Below are 22,376 nucleotides of genomic sequence, written 5' to 3'. Positions count from 1 at the left end.
TCTATGACACTCTAAATAATCATCTCAATAACCGTAACGAGGTTGACCGATTAGGACTACTACTATTTCGCCCTAATAGCTCTGGGACGAGTTCAGCTAAGATCATTGTTATCTTCCACCAACCGATAACTCTCTAAAAATGATACAATAACCTACTACTTCCCTTCATAGCAAACTATTTAATATACTATTAAGTTGTATTGTATTGTACTAAATTATTCATCAAAAAGCAAGGATTTTTTGTTTATATTTCAAATATTTTCATTTAAGCCTGTCTAGGAAGCATTTTACCGTCTTCTTTATCACTCCAAATCCATACTAGAGCAAATCCAATAATAAATAATGCTACAATCCATAGATTTACAGTAGAAGGTAAAATACCTCTAGAAGAGCCTACTATTAATCCTGCAAAAAAGTAAGAGATCATACCTTTATATTTATCATAAAGCTTGGCCAATATATTTAATAGTAAAAATATACCTAATAAACTACCTGTTCCAAATACAAGTAGGTTTACAATCTCCAGCTCCTTTATAGAAAATAACATAATGTCATATATGCCCATCAAAATTAAAACAGAACTACCAGGAATCCCCGGAATAATCATGGCCGCACTTGACAATACACCACCAATCAAAATCACTAGTAGACTTACATCCTCTGTTTCCATAGCAAGTCCTAGTGGTTCTCCAACCATTATTGCGCCTGTAACGACTCCAGCTATCAACATTCCTAAAAAGCTACCATTTATTTTAGGACAATCCTTTAGTACGGATTTAATAGAGGCTAGTAAACATCCTAATAAAAAGGCAACTGTAGCATCACGATAATTTTCAAAAACCAGAGCAAAGGTAAAGCCACCAACAAATATTCCTCCTATAATACCTACAGCTAATGGTATATATGGTTTTATATTTAGTTTTAATATATCCTTTACCATGTTTTCATACAATCCGAAAATAAGAAAAACTGTACCTCCACTCATACCTGGCATTACCATTACAAAACCTAAAATAATCCCTTTTATAAGCAAATTCATAAATTAGCCTCCTAAAAATATACGTCTATCTAATAATAAAACTTCGATATTATCTTGCAATGGAATGTAATATTAGACAATCACCTTCTCTACTTAATATACATTAAATATTGAATACAATGCAATATACCGAGTCAAATTTCAGAAGAAATGTATATAAATTTAAAGTATAAAATATTTTGAATTTTATGTTTTAAATGTTTTTATGGAGGTATATATATAACAAATAGAACCCGGTAACTCACTACCAATCCTAAGACAACCCCATTAAACAACTAGCCCGTTGCAGTTGTTTAAAACAGAACGAGTAGCAAATTAGCAGTAGAAATTTACAATATAATTGAAGTTGTTAGAGTAGTAATAAAAATTATTGCAGCTTTTATCGCAGAAGGAGGCGTTGCAAATCATCATTATCAACGAAGATCCACCAAAAACATCTGAGGATTGGCACAGCTACTTCCGGTTCTATTTAACATAGAAGGGGTTATTTCAAATTAATGAAATAGCCCCTTTTTTATTATAATAAAAAAGCAGCAAAGCTGCTTTCACGATATACTATTTAATTACCTCATGACACGCTCTACATCTAGCTTCATAGCTTTCCTTAGCACCCACCATAATAATAGGATCATCATACTTAGCTGGTTGTCCGTTAACAATTCTTTGAGTTCTAGTAGCAGGCATTTTGCACTTCATACATACGGCAGTAAGCTTAGTTATATATTCAGCTATTGCCATTAGGCTAGGTACTACTTGGAACGGCTCTCCTCTAAAATCCATATCAAGACCAGAACAAATTACTCTCTTACCCATATTTGCAGCTTTTTGACAAATATCTACAATGTCTTCTCCTAAAAATTGAACCTCATCTATTGCAAGTACATCAAATTCTTCACTTTCTATGTATTTCAAAACTTCACTGGCACTGGTTACAGAAATACATTCCAACTGTTTTCCATTGTGTGAAGTAATATGCTCAGTAGAATAGCGGCTATCTATTGCAGGTTTAAATGATAATACCTTTAGGTTAGCAATCTTAGACCTATTGACTCGCCTAATTAACTCTTCACTTTTACCTGCATACATAGGTCCCACAATCATTTCAATACTACCATTCTTGGAGTATTCGATAAAATCCATCATCGCGCCATCTCCTCTTAATTAACATGAAAAATCAAAAGTCGTCTAATGCTATCGCATTGATTTGTATAACACTTAAATTTTCAATATTCCTTTAAAAAAATGTTTAATTTATTACTAACCTTCAGCTTTTATATAGGTAGCAGAGATATTACTTTATATATTTTAACATAAAAAATCAAGGTTAGAATAGTTGTTTCTAACCTTGATTGAGGTCGTATATGATTGATATTACATACCAAATTTCTTTTTGAATTTCTCAACACGTCCACCTTTTTCGATATTCTTCTGTTTACCTGTGAAGAATGGGTGGCATTGTGAACAAATTTCTACTCTAAGCTCTTTTTTAGTTGAACCTGTTTTAAAAGTATTTCCACAAGCACAATGTACATCTACTTCTTGATACTCTGGATGGATATCCTTTTTCATTACTTTCACCTCTCTCCTCGTACAGTTGCTATATAAAGCTAAACTAAGTCTTAGTTTATAAGCAAATTTTAACTACTACATTATAGCATAAACCATTTATGCGTGCAAGGTATTATTAAGTCATCTATATTCGCTTTTTCAACATTTCAATGAACTGCTTATTATCTTTTGTTTCAATAAGAGAACTAATAATCTTCTCCGTAACATCCTGTACCGGACTATTTCCCATAGCCCTTCTAATACTCCAAATAGTTTCAAGCTCAGCCTGAGTTAATAGTAATTCTTCCCTTCTTGTACCAGATTTGTTGATATCTACCGCTGGGAAAATTCTCTTTTCAGACAGCTTACGATCTAAATGAAGCTCCATATTACCTGTACCCTTAAATTCTTCAAATATAACATCATCCATTCTACTGCCTGTTTCAACCAGCGCTGATGCAATAATTGTAAGACTTCCGCCCTCTTCAAGATTTCTCGCAGCACCAAAGAAACGCTTAGGTTTATGAAGAGCCCCTGGATCTAATCCTCCTGAAAGAGTTCTACCAGTAGGTGGAATAGTTAAATTGTATGCCCTAGCAAGTCGAGTAATACTATCTAATAAAACTACTACATCCTTACCATGCTCTACTAATCTTTGAGCACGATTTAATACCATTTCTGCTACTTTAATGTGATGGCTTGGCAATTCATCGAAGGTGGAATAGGCTACCTCTGCCTGAATCGAACGCTGCATATCAGTTACTTCCTCGGGACGCTCATCTATAAGAAGTACAATAATTTCAACATCAGGATAGTTTTTAGCTATACTATTGGCTATAGTCTGTAATAAAACTGTTTTCCCTGCTTTGGGAGGAGCAACAATTAAACCTCTTTGCCCTTTACCAATAGGTGCAATAAGATCGATTAATCTGGTAGATAAGCCCTGTGAATTTATTTCTAGATTGATTCTTTCCTTAGGATAAATAGGGGTAAGATCTTCGAAATTAGGTCTTCTTGTAGCAGACTCTGGGTTAAGTCCATTAATACTTTTTACATAAAGAAGAGCTTTAAATTTTTCACCACTCTTTGGTGGTCTTGTAATACCTGTAATCTTGTCACCAGTTCGCATGTTAAATCTTCTAATTTGGGAAGGAGATATGTAAATATCACTATCGCTAGATAAAAAGTTTTCTCTTCGTAAAAATCCATACCCATCTGTATGAATTTCCAATATTCCCGCTGCTATATTAACTTCTTCTCCCGGTGGAATTTCATCGGTCAAATGGTTAGGCAAACCCTTTATCCGTCTTTCTTGTAGTTTAGGTTCATCTTGTAGATTATTTTCATTAGAACTTTCATCTAAATTTGTTAACATAGGCTTTTCTTCTATATTCACTTGTTCCTGCTGGTCTTCTATTAATTGAATTAATTCATCTTTTCTATATTTCGATAGGTTTTTAATTCCTAAATTTTTTGCCATTTCTTTCAAGTCCGATAATTTCATATGTTCAAACTCTGGACTGCTCAATGTTACACCTCCAAAACATCTTCTAATCAAATTTTATCCGATAGGTAACAGTTCTAAAACTCCCCCTTTGTATAAGAGGGAGCAATAACAGTACATCTCCTAGAACCACATAACCCAAGGGTACTTGTGCCAATGTAGCACGGCTCGACACGCGTTCTGGTGGAATTAAAATTCCATCAGAACTGAAGTTTTTACTTATGGGATGGTAAATAAAGCACCCCACTATTATGCTGATTGTATCATTATTAATAACTTCAGTCAATAATTCTATTTTCAAAATAATGGATTTTAGCTATTAATATAGTTTATTACCCTCTCGTTATTAACATCTTGAAAATTATTTTGCTTTCTACCTTCTGCAATCAACTTACCATTTTCTATAAATAGCATTCTGTGAGAAACGCGTTTTGCAAATAACATATCGTGGGTTATTATAAGGATTGCCATATTTTGTTTAGCCAAACCTTCTATAATACTAGCAATTCCCTCCCTCATTTCTGGATCTAGTGCAGATGTAGGCTCATCAAAACACATTACTATTGGTTCTAAGGCACAAGCCCTTGCAATTGCAACTCTCTGTTTTTGTCCACCTGATAGCTGAAAAGGATAGACATAGGCTTTTTCTTCTAAGCCCAGCTTATTCAAAAGTATTTTTGCTTTTTCCTTAGCTGTTTTTTTATTCATCTTTAAAACATTGATAGGTGCCTCAACAATATTATCCATAACATTTATATGGGGAAATAAGTTGAAACTCTGGAATACATATCCTACCTTTCTCCTTATTGTTCTCATATCTTGCTTATTACAATAAACTATACTTCCTTCCTTATCATTACATAAAAAATATTCATCAATTTTAATTGTTCCACTATCACACTTTTCAAGACCATTTATACATCTTAAGAGGGTTGTTTTGCCTGCCCCAGAAGGTCCTATCACAGTCACAATTTCTCCTCTATTTATTTGAAATGATATATTATCTAATATAATATTTCCATCAAAGCTTTTATATAAACCTTCAATTTTTAGAGTCATCTATATCCCTCCTAGCAATAATAGTTATATCTTTTTTCCAATTGCTTAAACCCTTCCGTTAGCAACCAAATAAGGAGAAGATAAAATACCCCTACCACCATTAATGGAACAAGGGAAGCGTCTCTATTAGATGCTATTTTGCCTGCCCTTAGAAGCTCCCCTAAGCCAACAACATATACTAATGATGTATCCTTGACTAAGTTAATTACCTCGTTTCCTACAGAAGGAAGGACTCTTTTAACCATTTGTGGAAGTATTATTCTTGTCAGTGTCCTTATCTTACTTAAGCCTAGAACAGTGGCCCCTTCATATTGACCAATATCTATTGACTCAATACCACCTCTGAAAATCTCCCCGAAATAAGCTCCATAATTCAATATAAAGGTTAATAATGCTGCTGTTGTTCTGTCTAAAGTTATTCCTATATAAGGAAATCCAAAGAATACAAATACAAGTTGAAGCATTAATGGTGTTCCCCTCATAATTAAAATATAAAGTTGTACTATTCTACTTATTATTTTAATTTTTGAAAGCCTTCCCAAGGCCACCCAAAACCCTAAGGGCATAGAAAACAGTAGTGTTGCTGCAAATATTTCTAAGGTAGTACTTAACCCAGATGTTAAAGACGGCAAAAGCGAATATATATATGACATTTTCTATACCTCCTATGAACTATATTAATTTTCACTAAACCATTTACTATATATTTCGTCATAGGAGCCATCTGATCTCATTTCATCTATAATATCATCAAGTAATTTTAAAATATCTTTATTTGTATTTCTAATTCCTATTCCATACTCTTCTTTACCAAAGTCCTCTGTTAAAATTCTGTACTTTTCATCTCCCTTTTGCTTAACATAATATCTTGCAAGCACTTCATCAGCTACAACAGCATCACTTCTTCCAGCCTCTAGATCCATAAAGGCTTCGTTGTTTGTATCGAATAATAGTGGCTCTCCACCTTCAAATTCTTCTACTACATCAGATTCTCTCATTACAGCATCCATTGCACTAGATCCATTTTGGACAGCTACTTTTTTATTTTTTAAGTCTTCTTTATTTTCTATTTTTGAATCCGATAATGTAACAATTATCTGCTTATTTTCAAGATAAGGTTTAGTAAAAATCACCTTTTCTTTTCTTTCTTCAGTAATTGAATATCCATTCCAAATTAAATCAATATTACCTGTGTTAAGCTCCGTCTCTTTCATAGCCCATTCTATTGGTTGAAACCTTACTTCTATGTTTGCTCGTTTAAAAACTTCTTTAGCCAAATCAATGTCAAATCCAACTAATTCTCCTGCATTATTTCTAAAACCCATAGGCGCAAAGGTGTCGTCAAGACCCATTATAATATAACCTCTCTTATTAATTTGATCTAAATCCATACTAGAACTAGCTTGGCTTTTACCACATGCTACGAGAGTTAATATTACAACTACCAATACGGTTATTAAACTATACCTTTTTCCGAAACCTTGCTTACCTTCATTTGCTCTTCCTACATTAACAATACTTTTTCTCATAATTTTCTCCCCTTTAATTTTACATAATAAAAAAACTCCCGCCTCTAGCATAAAGCTAGAGGACGAGAGTTATACTCACGTGGTCCCACCTCTTTTTAATGATACTTCACAGTATCAATCTCTTCAAGTACGACAAGAAAATGCTTCTTGCTTATACTCTAGCACGATAACGGGTGCAGATTTTCCCGATGCAGTCTACTACCATAAGGGTTCGGTGCATAGCTCAGAGATGTGTTCAAAATATTTTCTAATGCCCCTCTCACCAACCGGGAACTCTCTGTAAAAGAATAGATATTTCTACTATTTCTCATCAACGCATTTTAATTAAATATATTGTATATTGTTAAATATATTAAACTATTGTAATATATTTGTCAACATTTTTTCAAAATAAATTTCTCAACTAATAAGCATACTTTGGCTTTTTATTTAATCTATGAATCGCTTCTACAAAACGGATGGTACCAGTTTCCGCCCTCATAACAACAGAATGAGTTTTAGCAGTATTATTACCAGTATAAACAACACCCTTTAATAATTCTCCATCTGAAATACCTGTAGCCGCAAAATACACTTCATTGCCTTTTACTAAATCTTCCATAGAATACACTTTTTCTATACTAGCTCCCATTTTAATACATCTTTGTCTCTCTTCATCTGTATATGGAACAAGCTTTCCTTGAAACTCCCCGCCTAGGCATTTTAATGCAGCGGCTGCAATTACCCCTTCAGGAGCACCGCCGATACCTAACATAATATCCACACCAGTATGATCAAAACATGTTGCCATGGCAGCAGCTACATCACCATCTCTAAATAGTTTAATCCTTGCTCCTGCTTCACGACATTGTCTTATTATATCTTCGTGTCTAGGTCTATCTAGCATAGTTACAGTTAAATCTGTAATACTTTTATTTAATGATTCAGCAGTAATACGTAGATTTTCATGTATTGGTGCATCGATATGAACTTTACCAGCAACCTTAGGTCCTACTGCAATTTTATCCATATACATATCAGGTGCATTTAATAAGCATCCTCTTGGAGCCATAGCTACTACAGCAATTGCATTAGGAAGTCCCTTAGCTACAGAAGTAGTACCGTCTACAGGATCTACTGCAATATCTACCTTCGAAGCACCTTGTCCTCCTGCTCCAACAACTTCTCCTATATATAGCATAGGTGCTTCGTCCATTTCACCTTCTCCAATAACTACCACACCTTCTATACTCATTGTTTGGAACATTTTACGCATTCCATCTACACCAGCTTGGTCTGCAGCGTTTTTATCTCCTCTACCCATATATTTAGCAGCACCAATTGATGCAGCCTCAGTTACTCTAACTAGGTTAAGCGCTAAATTTCTATCCATTACTACACCCCCAAATTATTGTTCTACTTTATATTATACTCGTGTTATATTATTTTCGTCAATCAATTGTGTTACATTAATTGTAAATAATATATACTACTTCCGATGTAGGTATTACAGCAAAATAGAGATAGTACATTACTATCTCTATTATTGGCATATTATTATCTAATTTTTCTATGTTTATTCATTACTTCAACTAAAGTATCATTTTTATCTAAACGATGGTCTGCTTCTACAAAACGAATGGTTCCAGTTTGTCCCCTCATAACAACAGAATGAGTAGAAGCTCTGTTGTTTCCAGTATAAACAACACCACTTAAAAGATCTCCTTGGGTAATACCGGTTGCAGCGAAGAAACAATCTTCACTACTTACTAAATCATCAAGATATAGTACCTTCTTAACATCTTCCTCAGAAAGTCCCATAGCTCTACATCTTGCATCCTCTTCTGGACTCATAGGATATAGTATGCCTTGCATATCTCCACCTAAGCATTTAAGAGCTACCGCAGCAATAACCCCTTCCGGAGCACCACCTATACCCATCATAATATCTATACCAGTCTCATCAAAACCAGTAGCAATTGCAGTAGCCACATCTCCATCACTAAAAAGCTTAATTCTAGCACCAGCATCACGAATATCTTTAATAAGTTGATCGTGTCTTGGTCTATCTTGCACTGTTACTGTTAAATCTTCTATATTTTTATTTAAAGCCTTTGCCACAGCTTCTAAGTTATCCTTAACAGATGCATTAATATCTACTACTCCCTTTGCTTTAGGGCCTACAGCAATCTTTTTCATGTAAGTATCTGGTGCGTGCAGTAAACACCCCTTTGGTGCCATGGCTAATACTGCAATAGCATTAGGGAGTCCTTTTGCAATTAGAGTTGTTCCTTCTAATGGATCTACTGCAATGTCTACTTCCATATCTCCATCCTTACAACATCCTACCTCTTCACCTATATATAACATTGGAGCTTCATCAAGCTCACCTTCACCTATTACAACTGTTCCTTTTATAGAAAAACTTGAAAATGCTCTTCTCATACCATCTACTGCTGCCTGATCCGCTGCTTCCTTATCTCCCCTACCCATATAACCAGCAGAAGCCAAAGCAGCTGTTTCTGTTACACGGACTAATTCTAGGGCCAAATTTCTATCCATTATCTATTCCTCCTCATCCTAATTACAATAAAAGTATATAGAATGGGTTTAAGTATGTCAATTAGGTTGACAAATTCCATAATGTGCTATCCTATTATAAAATAAGGAAATATATCTATCTTCCCTTTCCCCTAAATTACTTTGTTAATATATCTTCTAAATGCTCCATATATATGTTTTGGATACCTTCTACTTCTCCTAGACCCTTTAATACTATATTTGTTTCTATCCCCTCTGATACAAGCCTACTTCTCCAAGAGTCTTCTTCCTCGGATGCCATATCATTTATGGCATGATCTCCTGCTACTAGCATAAATGGCATTAAATCAACTTTTTTAATATTATTTTCCCTTAAATGACAAACTATATCATCTATAGTTTTATTGCCTTCTACTGTACCAATGTATATATTTTTATACCATCTCTCATTAAATGTTTCTTCTAGTTTAATATAAGCATTGTCGGCAGAATGTTCTGTACCATGACCCATAAATACTATTGCCTTATCTTTATTGTTTCCATCTAAGTCTAGTGCTTCTACAACCTTAATATAGTCTGAATCTGCATAAAGTAAGGGCTTACCTATTTTTATATTAAAATCACTATTTTCACTATTAAACCTTTCAACTTGCTTTAATAATTTTTCATACTCATAGCCAGGAATTATATGAAGGGGCTGAATAAATATATTATATATTTTCTCTTCCTTAATCCTATATAAGGCTTCCATTGGATTATCTACAAAATAGTTATCCCTTTTCTTTAATTTATTTATTACCATTTGAGAAGTAAATGCCCTAACCACTAAAAAATCTTCATATTTTTCCTTTATTCTGTTTTCAATGCTTTCTATACATAATTTTCTAGTTAGCTCATAGGTAGTACCAAAGCTAACAACAATAATAGCCTTTTTCATAGTATCTCCTTTCCTTCTGTGTACCTTAGAATCTAATTTTTATCTTATGCCTAACAGTTCTAATACTCTTCTTAATTTATATATGTTTTTGAATACCATAATCAAATAATTGCTCTTCCGTTTTAAACAATGGTGTGCCTAAAATTTTATGGATCTTTACTAGCCAAGGTTTTTCTAGGAGAGCCATTTCTAATAAATTCTCCTTCAAAAATACTTCTTCCGCTAGTCCTTCTCCTAATATTTGTCCTCTTCTTAAAACATAAATATAGTCGCACACGTCATATATTAAGTCCATATCATGACTTGATACTACAATATTTTTTTCCATAGCTATTTCTTTAATTATATTTTTTATTTCCTTAGTCATATGGGGATCTAATCCACTAGTTGGTTCATCCAACAATATTACCTGAGAATCCATTACTAATACTCCTGCCATAGCAACTCTTTTTTTCTGGCCATAGCTTAAAAAATGAACTGGTTTATCTTTAAACTCATAGGCATTTACCTTTTTAAGCGCAGCCTCAACCCTTACCTTAATTTCATCCTCGGGGATATTTAAATTTCTCAGGGGAAAGGCTACGTCATCATATACATTAGAGTAAAACAATTGCTTTTCTGGGTCTTGAAATACAATATTAATCTTCCTTCTATATTCCCTTAAGTATTTCTTGTTGTAGTTTATTTTGGAGCCATTATACTTTACACAGCCCTTATTAGGCTTTAAAATACCTATCATATTTAGAAACAGTGTAGACTTTCCAGAACCATTAGCTCCAATAACTCCTATAGTTTTTCCCTTGTTTAAATCTATGTTTATATTATCCAATGCCTTAGTGCCATCTTCATATTTAAATTCTAAAGACTCTACCTTAATCATCTAATCACCTATTTTAAATTCTCCATCGTATAGTTTACTATCCAAGGCAATAACCATGCTCTCATACTTAACTAAAACCCTTACAAATAAATGCTTAATAAGTAATGAAACAGATCTATAGCTATTTTTAAAACCTATATATCCAAACTTCATCTCCTGAATAGTATATATTTCATTTGCTTCTTCTAGAAAAATAAAAATAAATCTGTATATCAATACTAGTAACTCTATTAACAAGTTTGGAATTTTAATTTTTTTAAGTACCTTAATAATATTGTTTAAAGGTGTAGTTAATCCTAAAAAAAATGTTGAAGATATGGCTGCCAATACCCTCATAATAATATGCAGTACATCTTCTAAAGATTGATATGTAATCCCTATGTACTTGCTCCAAATCTTAATGCTCCAAATAAATATATCTACATCAGATATACCTATTAATATAGTAATAATACTTATAGCTAAAAATCCAAAAGGTATAATTAATATTCTAAAATATTTACTAAATGGGATATTTGCTACAAAAGTAGTTAAAAATGCCATAATAAAAAATATAGATATGTTTATATACAAATTATTTATTAACACTGCAATATTCAAGGGCCCTATAGCAAAGATAAACTTTGCCATAGGGTTAAAATTTGTTAACTTGTTTGTATGTGCATACTTATCTATTAAGAGCAAGTTTTTTCTTCTCCTTCATGGAGCCTAAAATATAGCCTATTACTCCTGCTCCAATTGCTACCTGAACAGAGAATAACAAGCTTTCAACTTCTCCACTCGGTGGCTCCCATATACTTTCAAACCAAGGCTCATAGTCTGGGGCAATGACTTGAATTAACTCTTCACCCTCACCGTCTGCCCCTTCAAACTCAGCACCGCTATTAATAATTAGTGGGGCTACTATAACAACAATAGCTAATAAAAAAAGCAATAAATTCTTTTTACTTAATTGTTTCAAGGCTAACGACTCCTTCCTTGTTGTATTCTGCTAATAAATTATAAATAATACTTGTAAGTAATCCTTCCACTATAGCCAATGGAATTTGTGTAACTGCAAATACTGTTAAAAATTTTCCTAAAGAACCAAGGAAACCCGAAATAGGATCGGGAAATGCCAATGCTAGTTGGAAGGCCGTAACAACATAAGTAATTAAGTTACCAATACAAGCAGCAAAAAATACAGTAAAGGTCATATTTACATTTTTTTTCTTAAGTATCCTATAAATAAAGTAGGATACAAAGGGGCCTGCAACTGCCATTGAAAATCCATTAGCTCCCAATGTAGTTAATCCACCATGGGCAAGTAGTAATGCTTGAAATAGTAAAACAATTATTCCTATAACAGTCATAGTAGTGGGTCCAAATAGTATTGCTCCCAATCCTACTCCAGTAGGATGAGACGAACTGCCTGTTACCGATGGTATTTTAAGTGCGGATAAAACAAACACAAAACCTCCTGCTAAACCTAATAGCACCTTTTTATTGGTATCCTCCTTTAAAATGGTACTTACCTTTTTTATTCCAATTATAAAAAATGGAATAGTAACAGCGGACCATAAAATCGCCCACTTAGCAGGTAAAAAGCCTTCCATAATGTGCATTGCATGTACCACTTCTGGAGTTATTACTAGAAGCAATGCGATGGATAAAAGTACTGTTTTTTTGTTTTTCATAAAATCACCTCTCACTTTTATTTAAAGGCATTTAGTATTATGCCTTCAGTGCTTATTAGTTTCTAACCTAATAACATCAGTAAGAGGGAAACACAGAAAATATGTTGGAGAAACAAAAAGGTCCCCAACCTTCTATGTTAGGGACCCTTTGCCAAGTCTATCAAAATGTACACTTTAAAATATACACTTAAATTAACAGTCGACAAAATATAAGTCACCCTTCCCTCCGAAGGTTACTACATATAAACTATTAGGCAGGTCTCCTGACTTGTGGTTCATCCTACTTTTAACACCTTCCCAGATAAAATCCAGTGGCAAAAGTTAATTTCGTCTCCACTTACAGTAGCGGGGGCTGTATCGGATTTTCACCGATTTCCCTATTAATCAAAAAGAACCTAAAGTTTTCAATATTCATTTTTCACCTAATATGGTATCATATAACAAAAGTTTCTACAATATTTATCTTTTAGTCTTTTCCCAATCGGCTAGAAACTTCTCTATACCTATATCTGTTAAAGGATGCTTAAGCATTTGCTTTAATATATTATATGGTATAGTCGCTATATGGGATCCAGCCTTAGCTGCATCTACTACATGAAGATTATGGCGAGTACTTGCAGCAATTATTTCTGTATTAATATTATGCACCTCAAAAATGTGAGCAATCTCTTCAACTAATTGAACCCCATCATAACCGATATCATCCAATCGTCCAAGAAACGGACTTACAAAACTAGCACCTGCTCTAGCCGCTAATAAAGCTTGAGTAGCTGAAAAAACTAGAGTCACATTTGTTTTTATTCCCCTACTACTAAAGTTACTTACAGCTTTTAGCCCTTCCTCTGTCATAGGTACTTTAATAACTACGTTTGAATGAATTTTTATAAGATCTTCAGCTTCATTTACCATTTCCTCTGCAGTTTCACCTACAACTTCTGCACTAATAGGACCGTCCACCAATTGTGTAATTTCCTCTATAACCTGTTTTAAATCTCTTCCTTCTTTTGCAATAAGGGACGGATTTGTAGTAACACCTGATAGAATCCCCCATTTGCTTATTTCTCTAATCTCGTCTATATTTGCACTGTCTATAAATAATTTCAAAACTATCACCGCCTAAATTTTTAATATTTCTCTAGCTTCATCAGGAGTAGCAATTTCCCTACCTAATTCCTTTGCTATTCTAACTATTCTTTCCACCAATTGAGCATTTGATTCTGCTAACTGTCCTCTTCCATAATAAACATTATCTTCAAAGCCTACCCTAACATGACCGCCTAGCAAAATCCCCATTGTGGCTAGGGGTAGCTCATGTCTACCTATACCTGCCACAGTCCAAGTAGAACCTTCAGGAATAGACTTTACCATATACATAAGGTCTTCTGCTGTAGCTGGACAAGCTCCAGGAACCCCAAGTACAAAATCAAAATGTAATGGTGTATCTACTAGCCCTTTTTTAACAAGGCTTTTAGCGTTTTCAATCATTCCTCTTTCAAAAACTTCAATTTCAGGCTTTACACCTAGTTCCTTCATTCTAATAGCAAACTTTTCTATATACTCCTGTGAGTTCATGAAAACATCTGGACCAAAGTTACATGTACCAGCACTAAGTGTAGCCATTTCAGGTTTTAATTCTACAGGCTGTAGTCTTTCGTCTGGCCCATGCCAAACTGCCCCCCCTGTAGAAGGCTGAAAAATAATATTACATTTTGATTCTATCTTTTCTTTTATTTCCTTATATACATCATATGATTGAGTTGGATTACCTTCTTTATCTCGTGCATGAATATGTACTATAGAAGCTCCTGCTAAGTAACACTGATAAGCCGCCTCTGCAATTTCATCTGGTGTTAATGGCAAGTTAGGTTGATTTTTTCTAGTTACTTCTGCCCCTGTTAAAGCAGCTGTAATAATTAATTTATCCATTTAAATCCCCCTTTAAATTCATACTAAGGATATGTTTTCTCTAAACCCAAATGCAATAAACAAAACCTTCCTACAGTCTGCTTTGTATTATTTTCTTTGTTTAGCCTTAGGTACTACGCAGGTACCTACTGCTTTACAAACAACTATAGCCTCTTCTAGTACATCACAGGCAGAGTCACTAATGTCTGGTCTAGGAACAATAACTTTTCTAGCCTCAAATGTCATCTTTCTAGATGAGTTACCAACATTAGTAATTTCACCAACTGCTTCTATATAATCTCCTGCATATACAGGCGCTGTAAACTCTACACTTTCGTAGCCTACAAAGAGTCCTTCGTCCCCATCATTTCTAATAAGAAGTTCTGTTGCCACATCACCAAAAAGCTGAAGCATTTTCGCACCATCTACTAAATTTCCACCATAGTGTGCATCTGCTGTGCTCATCCTCATTCTAATCATAGACTTCATTATTTTACCTCCCCTATTTATTATTATAATTAACTTTAAGTTTCTCTGCATACAATTAAATAAATATTATTGATTTCTAATATATTATATTCTATATTCTATATTCTTTATTTAACAACAAAATCCTCTTTTTAAAGATAGTTAATTGAATTGTTTAAAAATTTAAATGTTTTTCATTTTTAGTTAATATTTAGTTAATATTTCAAAAAAAATTCCGAGTTAGTTAAAAATATATCACTTGCATCTTAGTAAAAATAAAATTATAATATAAGTAATTATTCTAAATCTTTTGAATATTATTAATTTAACCTATTATTAGGAGGTGATTTTTGAAAGATTCGACAAAATTCAATTATACTAGAAAATAGTTAAGGGAGGGTAATTTATGGTCGATTTAAATGAAAAGAAAGCAAGGGATCAGTGGGGTTCCAGATTTGGATTCATTATGGCAGCTGCTGGCTCAGCAATAGGCTTAGGTAACCTTTGGAAATTCCCATACATGGCTGGTAAAAATGGTGGTGGTGCATTTGTTTTTGTATATTTCATTATTCTATTATTAGTAGGATTTACCTTAATGCTAGCAGAAATAGCCATAGGTAGACATACTCAGTTAAGTGCTGTAGGTGCCTATAAAAAACTTAGTGAAAAGTGGTCATGGTTAGGTGCTATGGGTGTACTTGCTGGATTTTTAATTCTTTCTTTCTATAGTGTTGTTGGTGGATGGGTAATAAATTATATAATTAAATCAGTTACTGGTGTATTCAGCACTGCAGATGTAGATGTACTTGGAGGGCTATTTACCGGATTAATTACTAATCCTGTTGAGCCACTTATTTATCACGCAATTTTTATGATTATTACTTTAGCTATAGTTATCGGCGGTATTAGTGGAGGAATTGAAAAAGCTTCTAAAATATTAATGCCTGCACTATTTATTATGATGTTTATCGTTATGCTTCGCGCTCTTACCCTTGAAGGAGCTATGGAAGGAGTTAAATTCCTATTGGCGCCAGACTTCTCAAAAATTAATGGTGAAGTTATTTTAGCAGCTCTAGGTCAAGTTTTTTTCTCCCTAAGCCTTGGTATGGGATGTATGATCACCTATGGTAGCTACTTAAGCAAGGATGAAGATATAGTACAAAGCGCTATGATTATACCATTGTTAGATACAGCTATAGCTTTACTTGCAGGATTAACCATCTTACCAGCAGTATTCGCATTTGGATTTAATCCGGGTGAAGGTCCAGGACTTCTGTTTGTTACACTTCCTGCTGTATTTTCAAAAATGCCGCTTGGTAGCTTATTTGCATTCATATTCTTTGTATTAGTTCTATTTGCGGCTTTAACATCAGCTATTTCCTTATTAGAAGTAACTGTTTCTTATATGGTAGATGAATTTAGATGGGAACGTAAGAAAGCAACATTTACTATGGCAGCTATTATTTTCTTAGTAGGGGCTACTGCATCCCTAGGACTTGGAGTATGGTCTAATATTAAAATAGTTGGTGGAAGAGATATATTCGACTCCCTAGACTTTACAGCAAGTAATATTCTGCTTCCTTTAGGTGGAATGCTAATGTGTATCTTTATAGGTTGGGTATGGGGTCTTGAGAATGCCATTAAAGAAGCTTCTAACCAAGGAAAACTTGCATTTAAACTAGCTCCTTTCTGGGGTTTCTTAGTGAAATGGGTTGCACCTGTTGCTATAGGCATTGTTTTCCTAAACTCTACAGGATTACTAGATATCATTAAAGGACTATTCTAATAATGATACAATTTCCTTATAAATGTTGTGCTCCCTTATTAAAAAGGATTAGTGATATAAAGAGATAAGATAAAAAATATAATACCTCCATAATATAATGCATCCTTTTATTAAAGGGTGCCTTTTTTTGATATATATTTACAAATATCTTTTCTTTAAAAATTAAGTATTGTCAAAAAATTAACGCTTGCATTTTTCGACATGCATATATATAATTATTAAATATGAAGAGCGAACCTTTTTAAATTTTAAAATTGTACTTGTATACTAAATTGTTTGTATATTCTTTCATATTTATTTTTTATTTATAGCTTACTAAATTATTTTAATATGAATTACGAAAATATTTGAATTAGATAATTATCCTTTAAATTAGTAAGGATACGCTCTATATAAAATCTATCACAAGGAGGTGAATAATTAAGTAATACTTGTTACATCGGCATTATAATAAGTTCTAATCTATTACATTTTTTAAGTTTTATTTTTTTATCTTTAATTTTTATTATTTTCAAAATTTTTTATTAGGAGGTTAGGTTATGACGGATTTAAAGGAAAAGCAAGAAAGAGATCAGTGGGGTTCCAAGCTTGGATTTATCCTTGCTGCTGCTGGTTCTGCTGTTGGACTAGGTAACCTTTGGAAGTTCCCTTATACTGCAGGTCAAAATGGTGGAGGGGTATTCGTTTTAGTATACCTTGCGTTAGTATTAATAATTGGTTTTACACTAATGATGGCAGAGCTTGTATTAGGTAGACATACACAGTTAAGCCCTGTAGGCGCCTATAGAAAGCTTAGAAAAAAGTGGGCCTGGGTTGGTTTCATCGGAGTATTGGCATCATATTTAATTTTAACATTTTATAGTGTTATCGGTGGATGGATAATCAAGTATATCGTTACAGCTTTCCAAGGTGGATTTAATACAACAGACCTTGGTGCACTTGAAGGTGTATTTACTGCATTTATAAGTAGCCCAGTTGAGCCTCTTATTTACCACGGTATTTTCATGCTTATGACATTAGCTATAGTTATGGGTGGAATTAGTGGTGGTATCGAGAAGTTTAGTAAAATTTTAATGCCTGGATTATTTATAATGATGATTGTAATTATGGTAAGATCTATCACACTTCCTGGAGCTATGGCAGGGGTAGAATATCTATTAAAACCAGATTTTTCAAAACTTAATTTAAGTGTTGTTCTAGCGGCTTTAGGACAAGTATTCTTCTCTTTAAGTCTTGGTATGGGTGTTATAATTACCTATGGTAGTTACCTAGGAAAAAATGAAAGTCTTCCAGAAAGTTCATTCTTTATTCCTGCAATTGATACAGCAGTAGCTTTATTAGCAGGACTTACAATTTTACCAGCAGTATTTGCTTTAGGATTTGACCCAGCTGGTGGACCTGGACTTATTTTCATCACATTACCAGGTGTATTTGCTAAGATGCCTTTAGGATCTTTCTTTGCAATACTATTCTTTTTATTAGTTTTATTTGCAGCTGTTACATCTTCAATTTCTCTATTAGAGTCCGCAGTATCTTTCTTTGTAGACGAGCTTAAGTGGAACCGTAAAGCTGCAACAATCCTTTTAGGAGTTCTTGCGTTTGTTATAGGTGTTCCTTCTTCTTTAGCAAATGGAGTTTGGGGACATATAACATTTATTAACGGTTTGAACTTCTTTGACTCAATGAGCTTCTTTGCAGAAAACCTTCTTTTACCGCTTAGTGGATTATTACTATGTATCTTCATTGGCTGGTTCTGGGGTACTGACAAAGCTGTAGCTGAAGCTACAAACAATGGCAAAATCAAGTTTGGTCTTGCACCAACTTGGAGCTTTATCATTAAATGGGTAGCACCAATAGCTATAGGCTTTATATTAATGCAAAGTGTTATAACATTATTCTAATTAAACTTTTAAAACCTCTAGGGACTAGTCCTTAGAGGTTTTGTTTTTGTAATTTAAATAAAAAATTACCCTAAAATTAATTAGAGTAATTTTTTTATTTTTATCTTCTTATCATAATCAATACTCTTTTTGCTACTATATAGTTACCATTATCCTCTGCATAAACAACTATTTCGTCCCCTATATTTATATCTCTAAATCTTATTATCCTTCCATCCTCATCATTATAAATAGTATTGTCATCTACATCTACTATTATTTCCTCTCGTGCCCCTACTTGAAGTTCTATATTCCCTTTTCTAGAATCCATATAGGTAACCTTACCTTCGTAGCTAGTACCTTTAAGCTTACGATAGGTTTCCATACTTACTACTTCACCATTTTCTATTTCTAGCTCTACCTCATAATTCAGTCTTAAATCGTAAATTCCAGCCTTTTCATCTTCTATCATTATTGTAGTATTAGGTGTTAATACAAATGTTTCCGTAGTTTTATCCTCTTTTTCGATAGTTATTTCCGTTTTCTGTCCAATATCAATTTTTTTAATATAACCTTCCACAGTCTCCTGTACACTAGAAGCATTTATATAGGTTACCGTTTCATACTCTTTAGTAATTTTTACCTCATCACCTACTTTTATTTCATCAAAGGATACAGTCTTACGATCTCTTTTTAAAGTAGCTTTAGAAGTAATAGTAAATGTCTCTCTAGTATTGTCGTCTAGTAGCACCTCTAAAGTATATTTATCCTTACTGCCGCCCTTAGATTTAACTACACCATCTAGAGTTTTTTCCTTCGTTTCAGCCTCTATTTTAATTATTTCTTCATCAATATGTGTAATATAAATTATATCACCTGGAGTTAAGTCTTTTATATTAACAGACTTATCCATTAAGTATACCTTACTGTTCGTGGTAAAAGATAATCCCTTTACATTATCTTTATCATCCTTAATAAATACCTTAGGATCTCTTCCCTCTAAGTAATAATAAAAATAACCTTCTAATACTTCTTCAGTTGTAATTGCCTTTATATCTATTATAATGTCATCTTCAACTATAGCAGTTACCGACTGTCCTATTTCTAGTTGCTTTGCAGTAGCAGTTTTACCATCAACAGTAATATTTGCATTAGAAGCAATATCATAAATCTGCTGCTTACTTCCATTTGCTATAGAAATAATATTTTTAGTACCTAAAATAACATTATCTACCTCTCCATTAATCGTTTCTCTTACTGTATTTGTAGGAGGTAGCGTTGTAGGAGGTGGTGTTGTAGGATTGCTGTTTGAGCCTTTATCCAAAATTTTAGCAGCCAATGAAGCAAGCTTAGAAACTTCTGCCCTACTTATCAAATTGTTAGGTAAGAAACGTCCATTATTACTTTCCTTATCCAATATTCCTTTTTTTAATAATAAATCAATATAAGGTGCAGCTACTGTTGGAATACTCATTTCATCTATATAAGGAATTACATATATAGTTCCGATCTGTTCACCAGCTCCGTACTGTAGAACCCTTCCAATATAAGTAGCTACTTCATGACGCTTAGCATCTATATTTTTACCAGAGGATACTAAACCAGTTAAATCCTCCTTTAATAAAATATCATTAAAAAGAGCATAGGCAGTGGCACCTTGAGCCCAAGCCGGAATCTTATATTGTTCTAATTCTTGCTTATATTTATTTGTATAATATTCCGCCTCATTATCGGTATAGCCCATAAGCTTAGCTATCATAACTATAGCCTCTAGCTTTGTAATGTTTCCTTGTGGCTTAAATGTAGCATCTGGGTAACCCGTTGTAAGTTTACGATTATAAATATCCTCTATATATTCCTTTGCCCAATGACCGCTAATATCAGTAAAAACTGTTGATGCAGCAAAGGATAAGGCGCTACTTAGCATAACAGATAGTGTAACCATAGCAACGACTGTCCTAAATTTTGTTCGATTCATTATTTTTTTCTCCTCCTCTTATATATTTCTCATTTTTATATTTAGTATATAATTCTACACAAACCTTGTTTTTCCTTCATCTTTATTAATATATTATAATTTGTCATTGTTTTGTAATAAAAGCGAGAATGTCCCTCTCTATTATTAGAGAAAAACATTCTCGTACTTAATTAAATAAAATAATATTTTCTCTATAATCCTGCTGTAGGTCTTTCTCTAAAAACTCTAAAAATCTTACTAGCATAGCGGAAGCCTCGGCACGAGTTAATACCTGATTCGGATTTATCCTATTTAACTGATCTCCTTGTACTAAGCCTATTTCCTTTGCCATATAAACACTATCCTTAGCCCATGCTGGTATTAGTCTATCATCAGAAAACGATGTAGAGTAGCCTGGAGTAGGCGCTTTACTTTCGAAGCCTAGTACACGGATAATAATAGTAATAGCTTGAGCTCTAGTTAATGAATCTTTAGGTGCAAATTTATTCTCAGATATACCTTGAATTATTCCCTTTGCAACTCCATTTTTAATGTATTCATAATTAATATCTTCTACTGCAACATCTACAAATGGTGAAACCTCTGGCTCTTTTCTCCTCGAACTAGTTCGCTTTTTTGGCTCCTCAGTAGGTCTAATATCACTTGCTCTAATAACTGCCCTTGTAAACTCTTCCCTAGTCATAGGTACATCAGGTACAAAGAAGGTAGATACTTCATCAAATACATCTAATGAATATAGCTTATTAATGTGACCTTCCGCCCAATGTCCTCCTAAATCTCTAAATTTAGGGACTATCAGTCTTTCAATTTTAGGAACCTTTTGCTTCGATAATGATATTGTTCCACGATCCCGTCTCTTATTATTTATTCCATTTCTGTCTATTAGCGGAAGATCATATTCGTACTTAGATACAATCTCACTATTGGTTGTTCTAATATATCCGCCATTAAAGCTAGAAAGATTTGCTTCGTTATCACTATATCTAAGTTCCTTAGTCATACTATCAGAAACTTGACTTCTTACAGTGCCTTGCCACCTAGTGGATCGTCGATCTTCTACTGCCTGTCTTTCTATGTCAAATACAAAATCGATAATTTGGGTTTCCGTTGCACCCCAAAAGTTTTCATATCCAACACTACCACCACTAATGTCTACAATAGCCTCTCCTTCTGTTTTGTTAATAGTATAAACCTTACGGCCCTTTATATTTCCTGAAGAAAAATCAGAAGCAGGTCTGTTGTCAATAACATCAGATTTTGAAAACTGATAATCCTTTAATTCAAAGCGGTCTTCATCTACATCTATAGTTTCTCTATAGCTACTAACACTCATCTGTCCTATAGTTTGTCCTTTATCACTACGGGTATCGTATGCAATAGTATAGGAAATACGACGATCTAGCTTACCTTTTATAGACTTATCTTCTGGAACTAGCTTAAAACTGTAGCTAATAGTTTTTGAATCAGTTTTATCTTTTTCGGTTATGCTTACAGTACCTATAAACTTTACTGGCTCGCCAGTAAGAAAAACCACTTCTTCGTATTCATACTCGTTGTTAACACCACCTGAAAACTCAGGAGGGGAAGCAATAACATTTACTGGTACAATAATTAAACTTAGTATCATTAAAATTAAGATAACCCTTTTCAAAATATCCCTCCTTTTA

At 33.6% G+C, this 22,376-nt stretch carries 21 protein-coding genes, 1 riboswitch and 2 other annotated features (1 of these 24 cut by a window edge); of the genes, 2 read left to right on the top strand and 19 right to left on the bottom strand.

What is annotated here, in order from left to right; genetic code table 11:
* Positions 1-178 (bottom strand) — a binding site (T-box leader); it reaches 69 nt to the left of the window's first position.
* Positions 179-265: 87 nt separating this feature from the next.
* From KQI88_RS09050 to kal, 17 genes are all read right to left on the bottom strand, one after another.
* Positions 266-1,039, bottom strand: coding sequence for an undecaprenyl phosphate translocase family protein (locus tag KQI88_RS09050; RefSeq protein WP_216416437.1), 774 nt, complete (start codon positions 1,037-1,039; stop codon positions 266-268).
* A 555-nt stretch (positions 1,040-1,594) separates the two neighbouring features.
* Positions 1,595-2,182 carry a thymidine kinase gene (locus tag KQI88_RS09045; RefSeq protein ID WP_212380838.1) on the bottom strand — a complete coding sequence of 196 codons (588 nt, stop codon included), beginning with the start codon at positions 2,180-2,182 and terminating at the stop codon, positions 1,595-1,597.
* A gap of 228 nt (positions 2,183-2,410) precedes the next feature.
* On the bottom strand, positions 2,411-2,608 hold the full coding sequence (gene rpmE / locus KQI88_RS09040; RefSeq protein ID WP_216416435.1) for a 50S ribosomal protein L31: 198 nt from the start codon (positions 2,606-2,608) through the stop codon (positions 2,411-2,413).
* Between the two features lie 124 nt (positions 2,609-2,732).
* Entirely contained in the window at positions 2,733-4,115 is a 1,383-nt protein-coding gene (gene rho, locus KQI88_RS09035; RefSeq protein WP_330656158.1) for a transcription termination factor Rho, read from the bottom strand.
* Between the two features lie 288 nt (positions 4,116-4,403).
* Positions 4,404-5,150, bottom strand: coding sequence for an amino acid ABC transporter ATP-binding protein (locus KQI88_RS09030; RefSeq protein ID WP_216416432.1), 747 nt, complete (start codon positions 5,148-5,150; stop codon positions 4,404-4,406).
* 11 nt (positions 5,151-5,161) lie between these two features.
* Positions 5,162-5,803: an amino acid ABC transporter permease gene (locus tag KQI88_RS09025; protein ID WP_216416429.1), complete on the bottom strand. Its 642-nt coding sequence runs from the start codon at positions 5,801-5,803 to the stop codon at positions 5,162-5,164.
* A 24-nt stretch (positions 5,804-5,827) separates the two neighbouring features.
* Positions 5,828-6,679, bottom strand: a complete 852-nt coding sequence (locus tag KQI88_RS09020; protein ID WP_216416426.1) for an amino acid ABC transporter substrate-binding protein — start codon at positions 6,677-6,679, stop codon at positions 5,828-5,830.
* Positions 6,680-6,734: 55 nt separating this feature from the next.
* Positions 6,735-7,002 (bottom strand) — a binding site (T-box leader).
* Between the two features lie 80 nt (positions 7,003-7,082).
* The gene (gene glpX, locus KQI88_RS09015; RefSeq protein ID WP_216416425.1) at positions 7,083-8,051 is read right to left on the bottom strand and encodes a class II fructose-bisphosphatase; all 969 of its coding nucleotides are present in this window, start codon (positions 8,049-8,051) and stop codon (positions 7,083-7,085) included.
* Positions 8,052-8,215: 164 nt separating this feature from the next.
* Positions 8,216-9,220: a class II fructose-bisphosphatase gene (gene glpX, locus KQI88_RS09010; protein ID WP_216416422.1), complete on the bottom strand. Its 1,005-nt coding sequence runs from the start codon at positions 9,218-9,220 to the stop codon at positions 8,216-8,218.
* Between the two features lie 136 nt (positions 9,221-9,356).
* Positions 9,357-10,136, bottom strand: coding sequence for a sirohydrochlorin cobaltochelatase (locus tag KQI88_RS09005; RefSeq protein WP_216416420.1), 780 nt, complete (start codon positions 10,134-10,136; stop codon positions 9,357-9,359).
* Positions 10,137-10,212: 76 nt separating this feature from the next.
* A complete protein-coding gene (locus tag KQI88_RS09000) occupies positions 10,213-11,016 on the bottom strand; it encodes an energy-coupling factor ABC transporter ATP-binding protein (RefSeq protein ID WP_216416419.1) in 804 nt (267 codons plus the stop codon).
* The gene (cbiQ, locus tag KQI88_RS08995; RefSeq protein ID WP_246579216.1) at positions 11,017-11,700 is read right to left on the bottom strand and encodes a cobalt ECF transporter T component CbiQ; all 684 of its coding nucleotides are present in this window, start codon (positions 11,698-11,700) and stop codon (positions 11,017-11,019) included. It abuts the gene before it with no gap.
* Positions 11,684-11,977: an energy-coupling factor ABC transporter substrate-binding protein gene (locus tag KQI88_RS08990; protein ID WP_216416417.1), complete on the bottom strand. Its 294-nt coding sequence runs from the start codon at positions 11,975-11,977 to the stop codon at positions 11,684-11,686. The genes cbiQ and KQI88_RS08990 overlap by 17 nt, the downstream gene beginning before the upstream one ends.
* A complete protein-coding gene (locus KQI88_RS08985; RefSeq protein WP_216416415.1) occupies positions 11,961-12,692 on the bottom strand; it encodes an energy-coupling factor ABC transporter permease in 732 nt (243 codons plus the stop codon). The genes KQI88_RS08990 and KQI88_RS08985 overlap by 17 nt, the downstream gene beginning before the upstream one ends.
* A 236-nt stretch (positions 12,693-12,928) precedes the next feature.
* Positions 12,929-13,106: riboswitch (cobalamin riboswitch) on the bottom strand.
* A 45-nt stretch (positions 13,107-13,151) separates the two neighbouring features.
* Positions 13,152-13,796, bottom strand: a complete 645-nt coding sequence (gene fsa / locus KQI88_RS08980; protein WP_216416413.1) for a fructose-6-phosphate aldolase — start codon at positions 13,794-13,796, stop codon at positions 13,152-13,154.
* Between the two features lie 12 nt (positions 13,797-13,808).
* The gene (gene kce / locus KQI88_RS08975) at positions 13,809-14,618 is read right to left on the bottom strand and encodes a 3-keto-5-aminohexanoate cleavage enzyme (protein WP_216416410.1); all 810 of its coding nucleotides are present in this window, start codon (positions 14,616-14,618) and stop codon (positions 13,809-13,811) included.
* An 87-nt stretch (positions 14,619-14,705) separates the two neighbouring features.
* Positions 14,706-15,086 carry a 3-aminobutyryl-CoA ammonia lyase gene (kal, locus tag KQI88_RS08970; protein WP_216416408.1) on the bottom strand — a complete coding sequence of 127 codons (381 nt, stop codon included), beginning with the start codon at positions 15,084-15,086 and terminating at the stop codon, positions 14,706-14,708.
* 385 nt (positions 15,087-15,471) lie between these two features.
* Here kal and KQI88_RS08965 point away from each other — a divergent pair, with 385 nt between their 5' ends.
* The gene (locus KQI88_RS08965; protein WP_216416405.1) at positions 15,472-16,851 is read left to right on the top strand and encodes a sodium-dependent transporter; all 1,380 of its coding nucleotides are present in this window, start codon (positions 15,472-15,474) and stop codon (positions 16,849-16,851) included.
* A 539-nt stretch (positions 16,852-17,390) separates the two neighbouring features.
* A complete protein-coding gene (locus KQI88_RS08960; protein WP_216416402.1) occupies positions 17,391-18,752 on the top strand; it encodes a sodium-dependent transporter in 1,362 nt (453 codons plus the stop codon).
* Positions 18,753-18,852: 100 nt separating this feature from the next.
* On the opposite strand, the gene KQI88_RS08955 is transcribed toward KQI88_RS08960, so the two are convergent.
* Both KQI88_RS08955 and KQI88_RS08950 read right to left on the bottom strand, forming a co-directional pair.
* Positions 18,853-20,709, bottom strand: a complete 1,857-nt coding sequence (locus KQI88_RS08955; RefSeq protein WP_216416399.1) for an S-layer homology domain-containing protein — start codon at positions 20,707-20,709, stop codon at positions 18,853-18,855.
* Between the two features lie 166 nt (positions 20,710-20,875).
* On the bottom strand, positions 20,876-22,360 hold the full coding sequence (locus KQI88_RS08950) for an S-layer homology domain-containing protein (RefSeq protein WP_216416397.1): 1,485 nt from the start codon (positions 22,358-22,360) through the stop codon (positions 20,876-20,878).
* Positions 22,361-22,376: the final 16 nt, after the last annotated feature.

It is taken from the genome of Alkaliphilus flagellatus, from assembly GCF_018919215.1.
GTDB lineage: Bacteria > Bacillota > Clostridia > Peptostreptococcales > Natronincolaceae > Alkaliphilus_B > Alkaliphilus_B flagellatus.
This window is presented reverse-complemented; position numbering and strand designations above follow the sequence as displayed.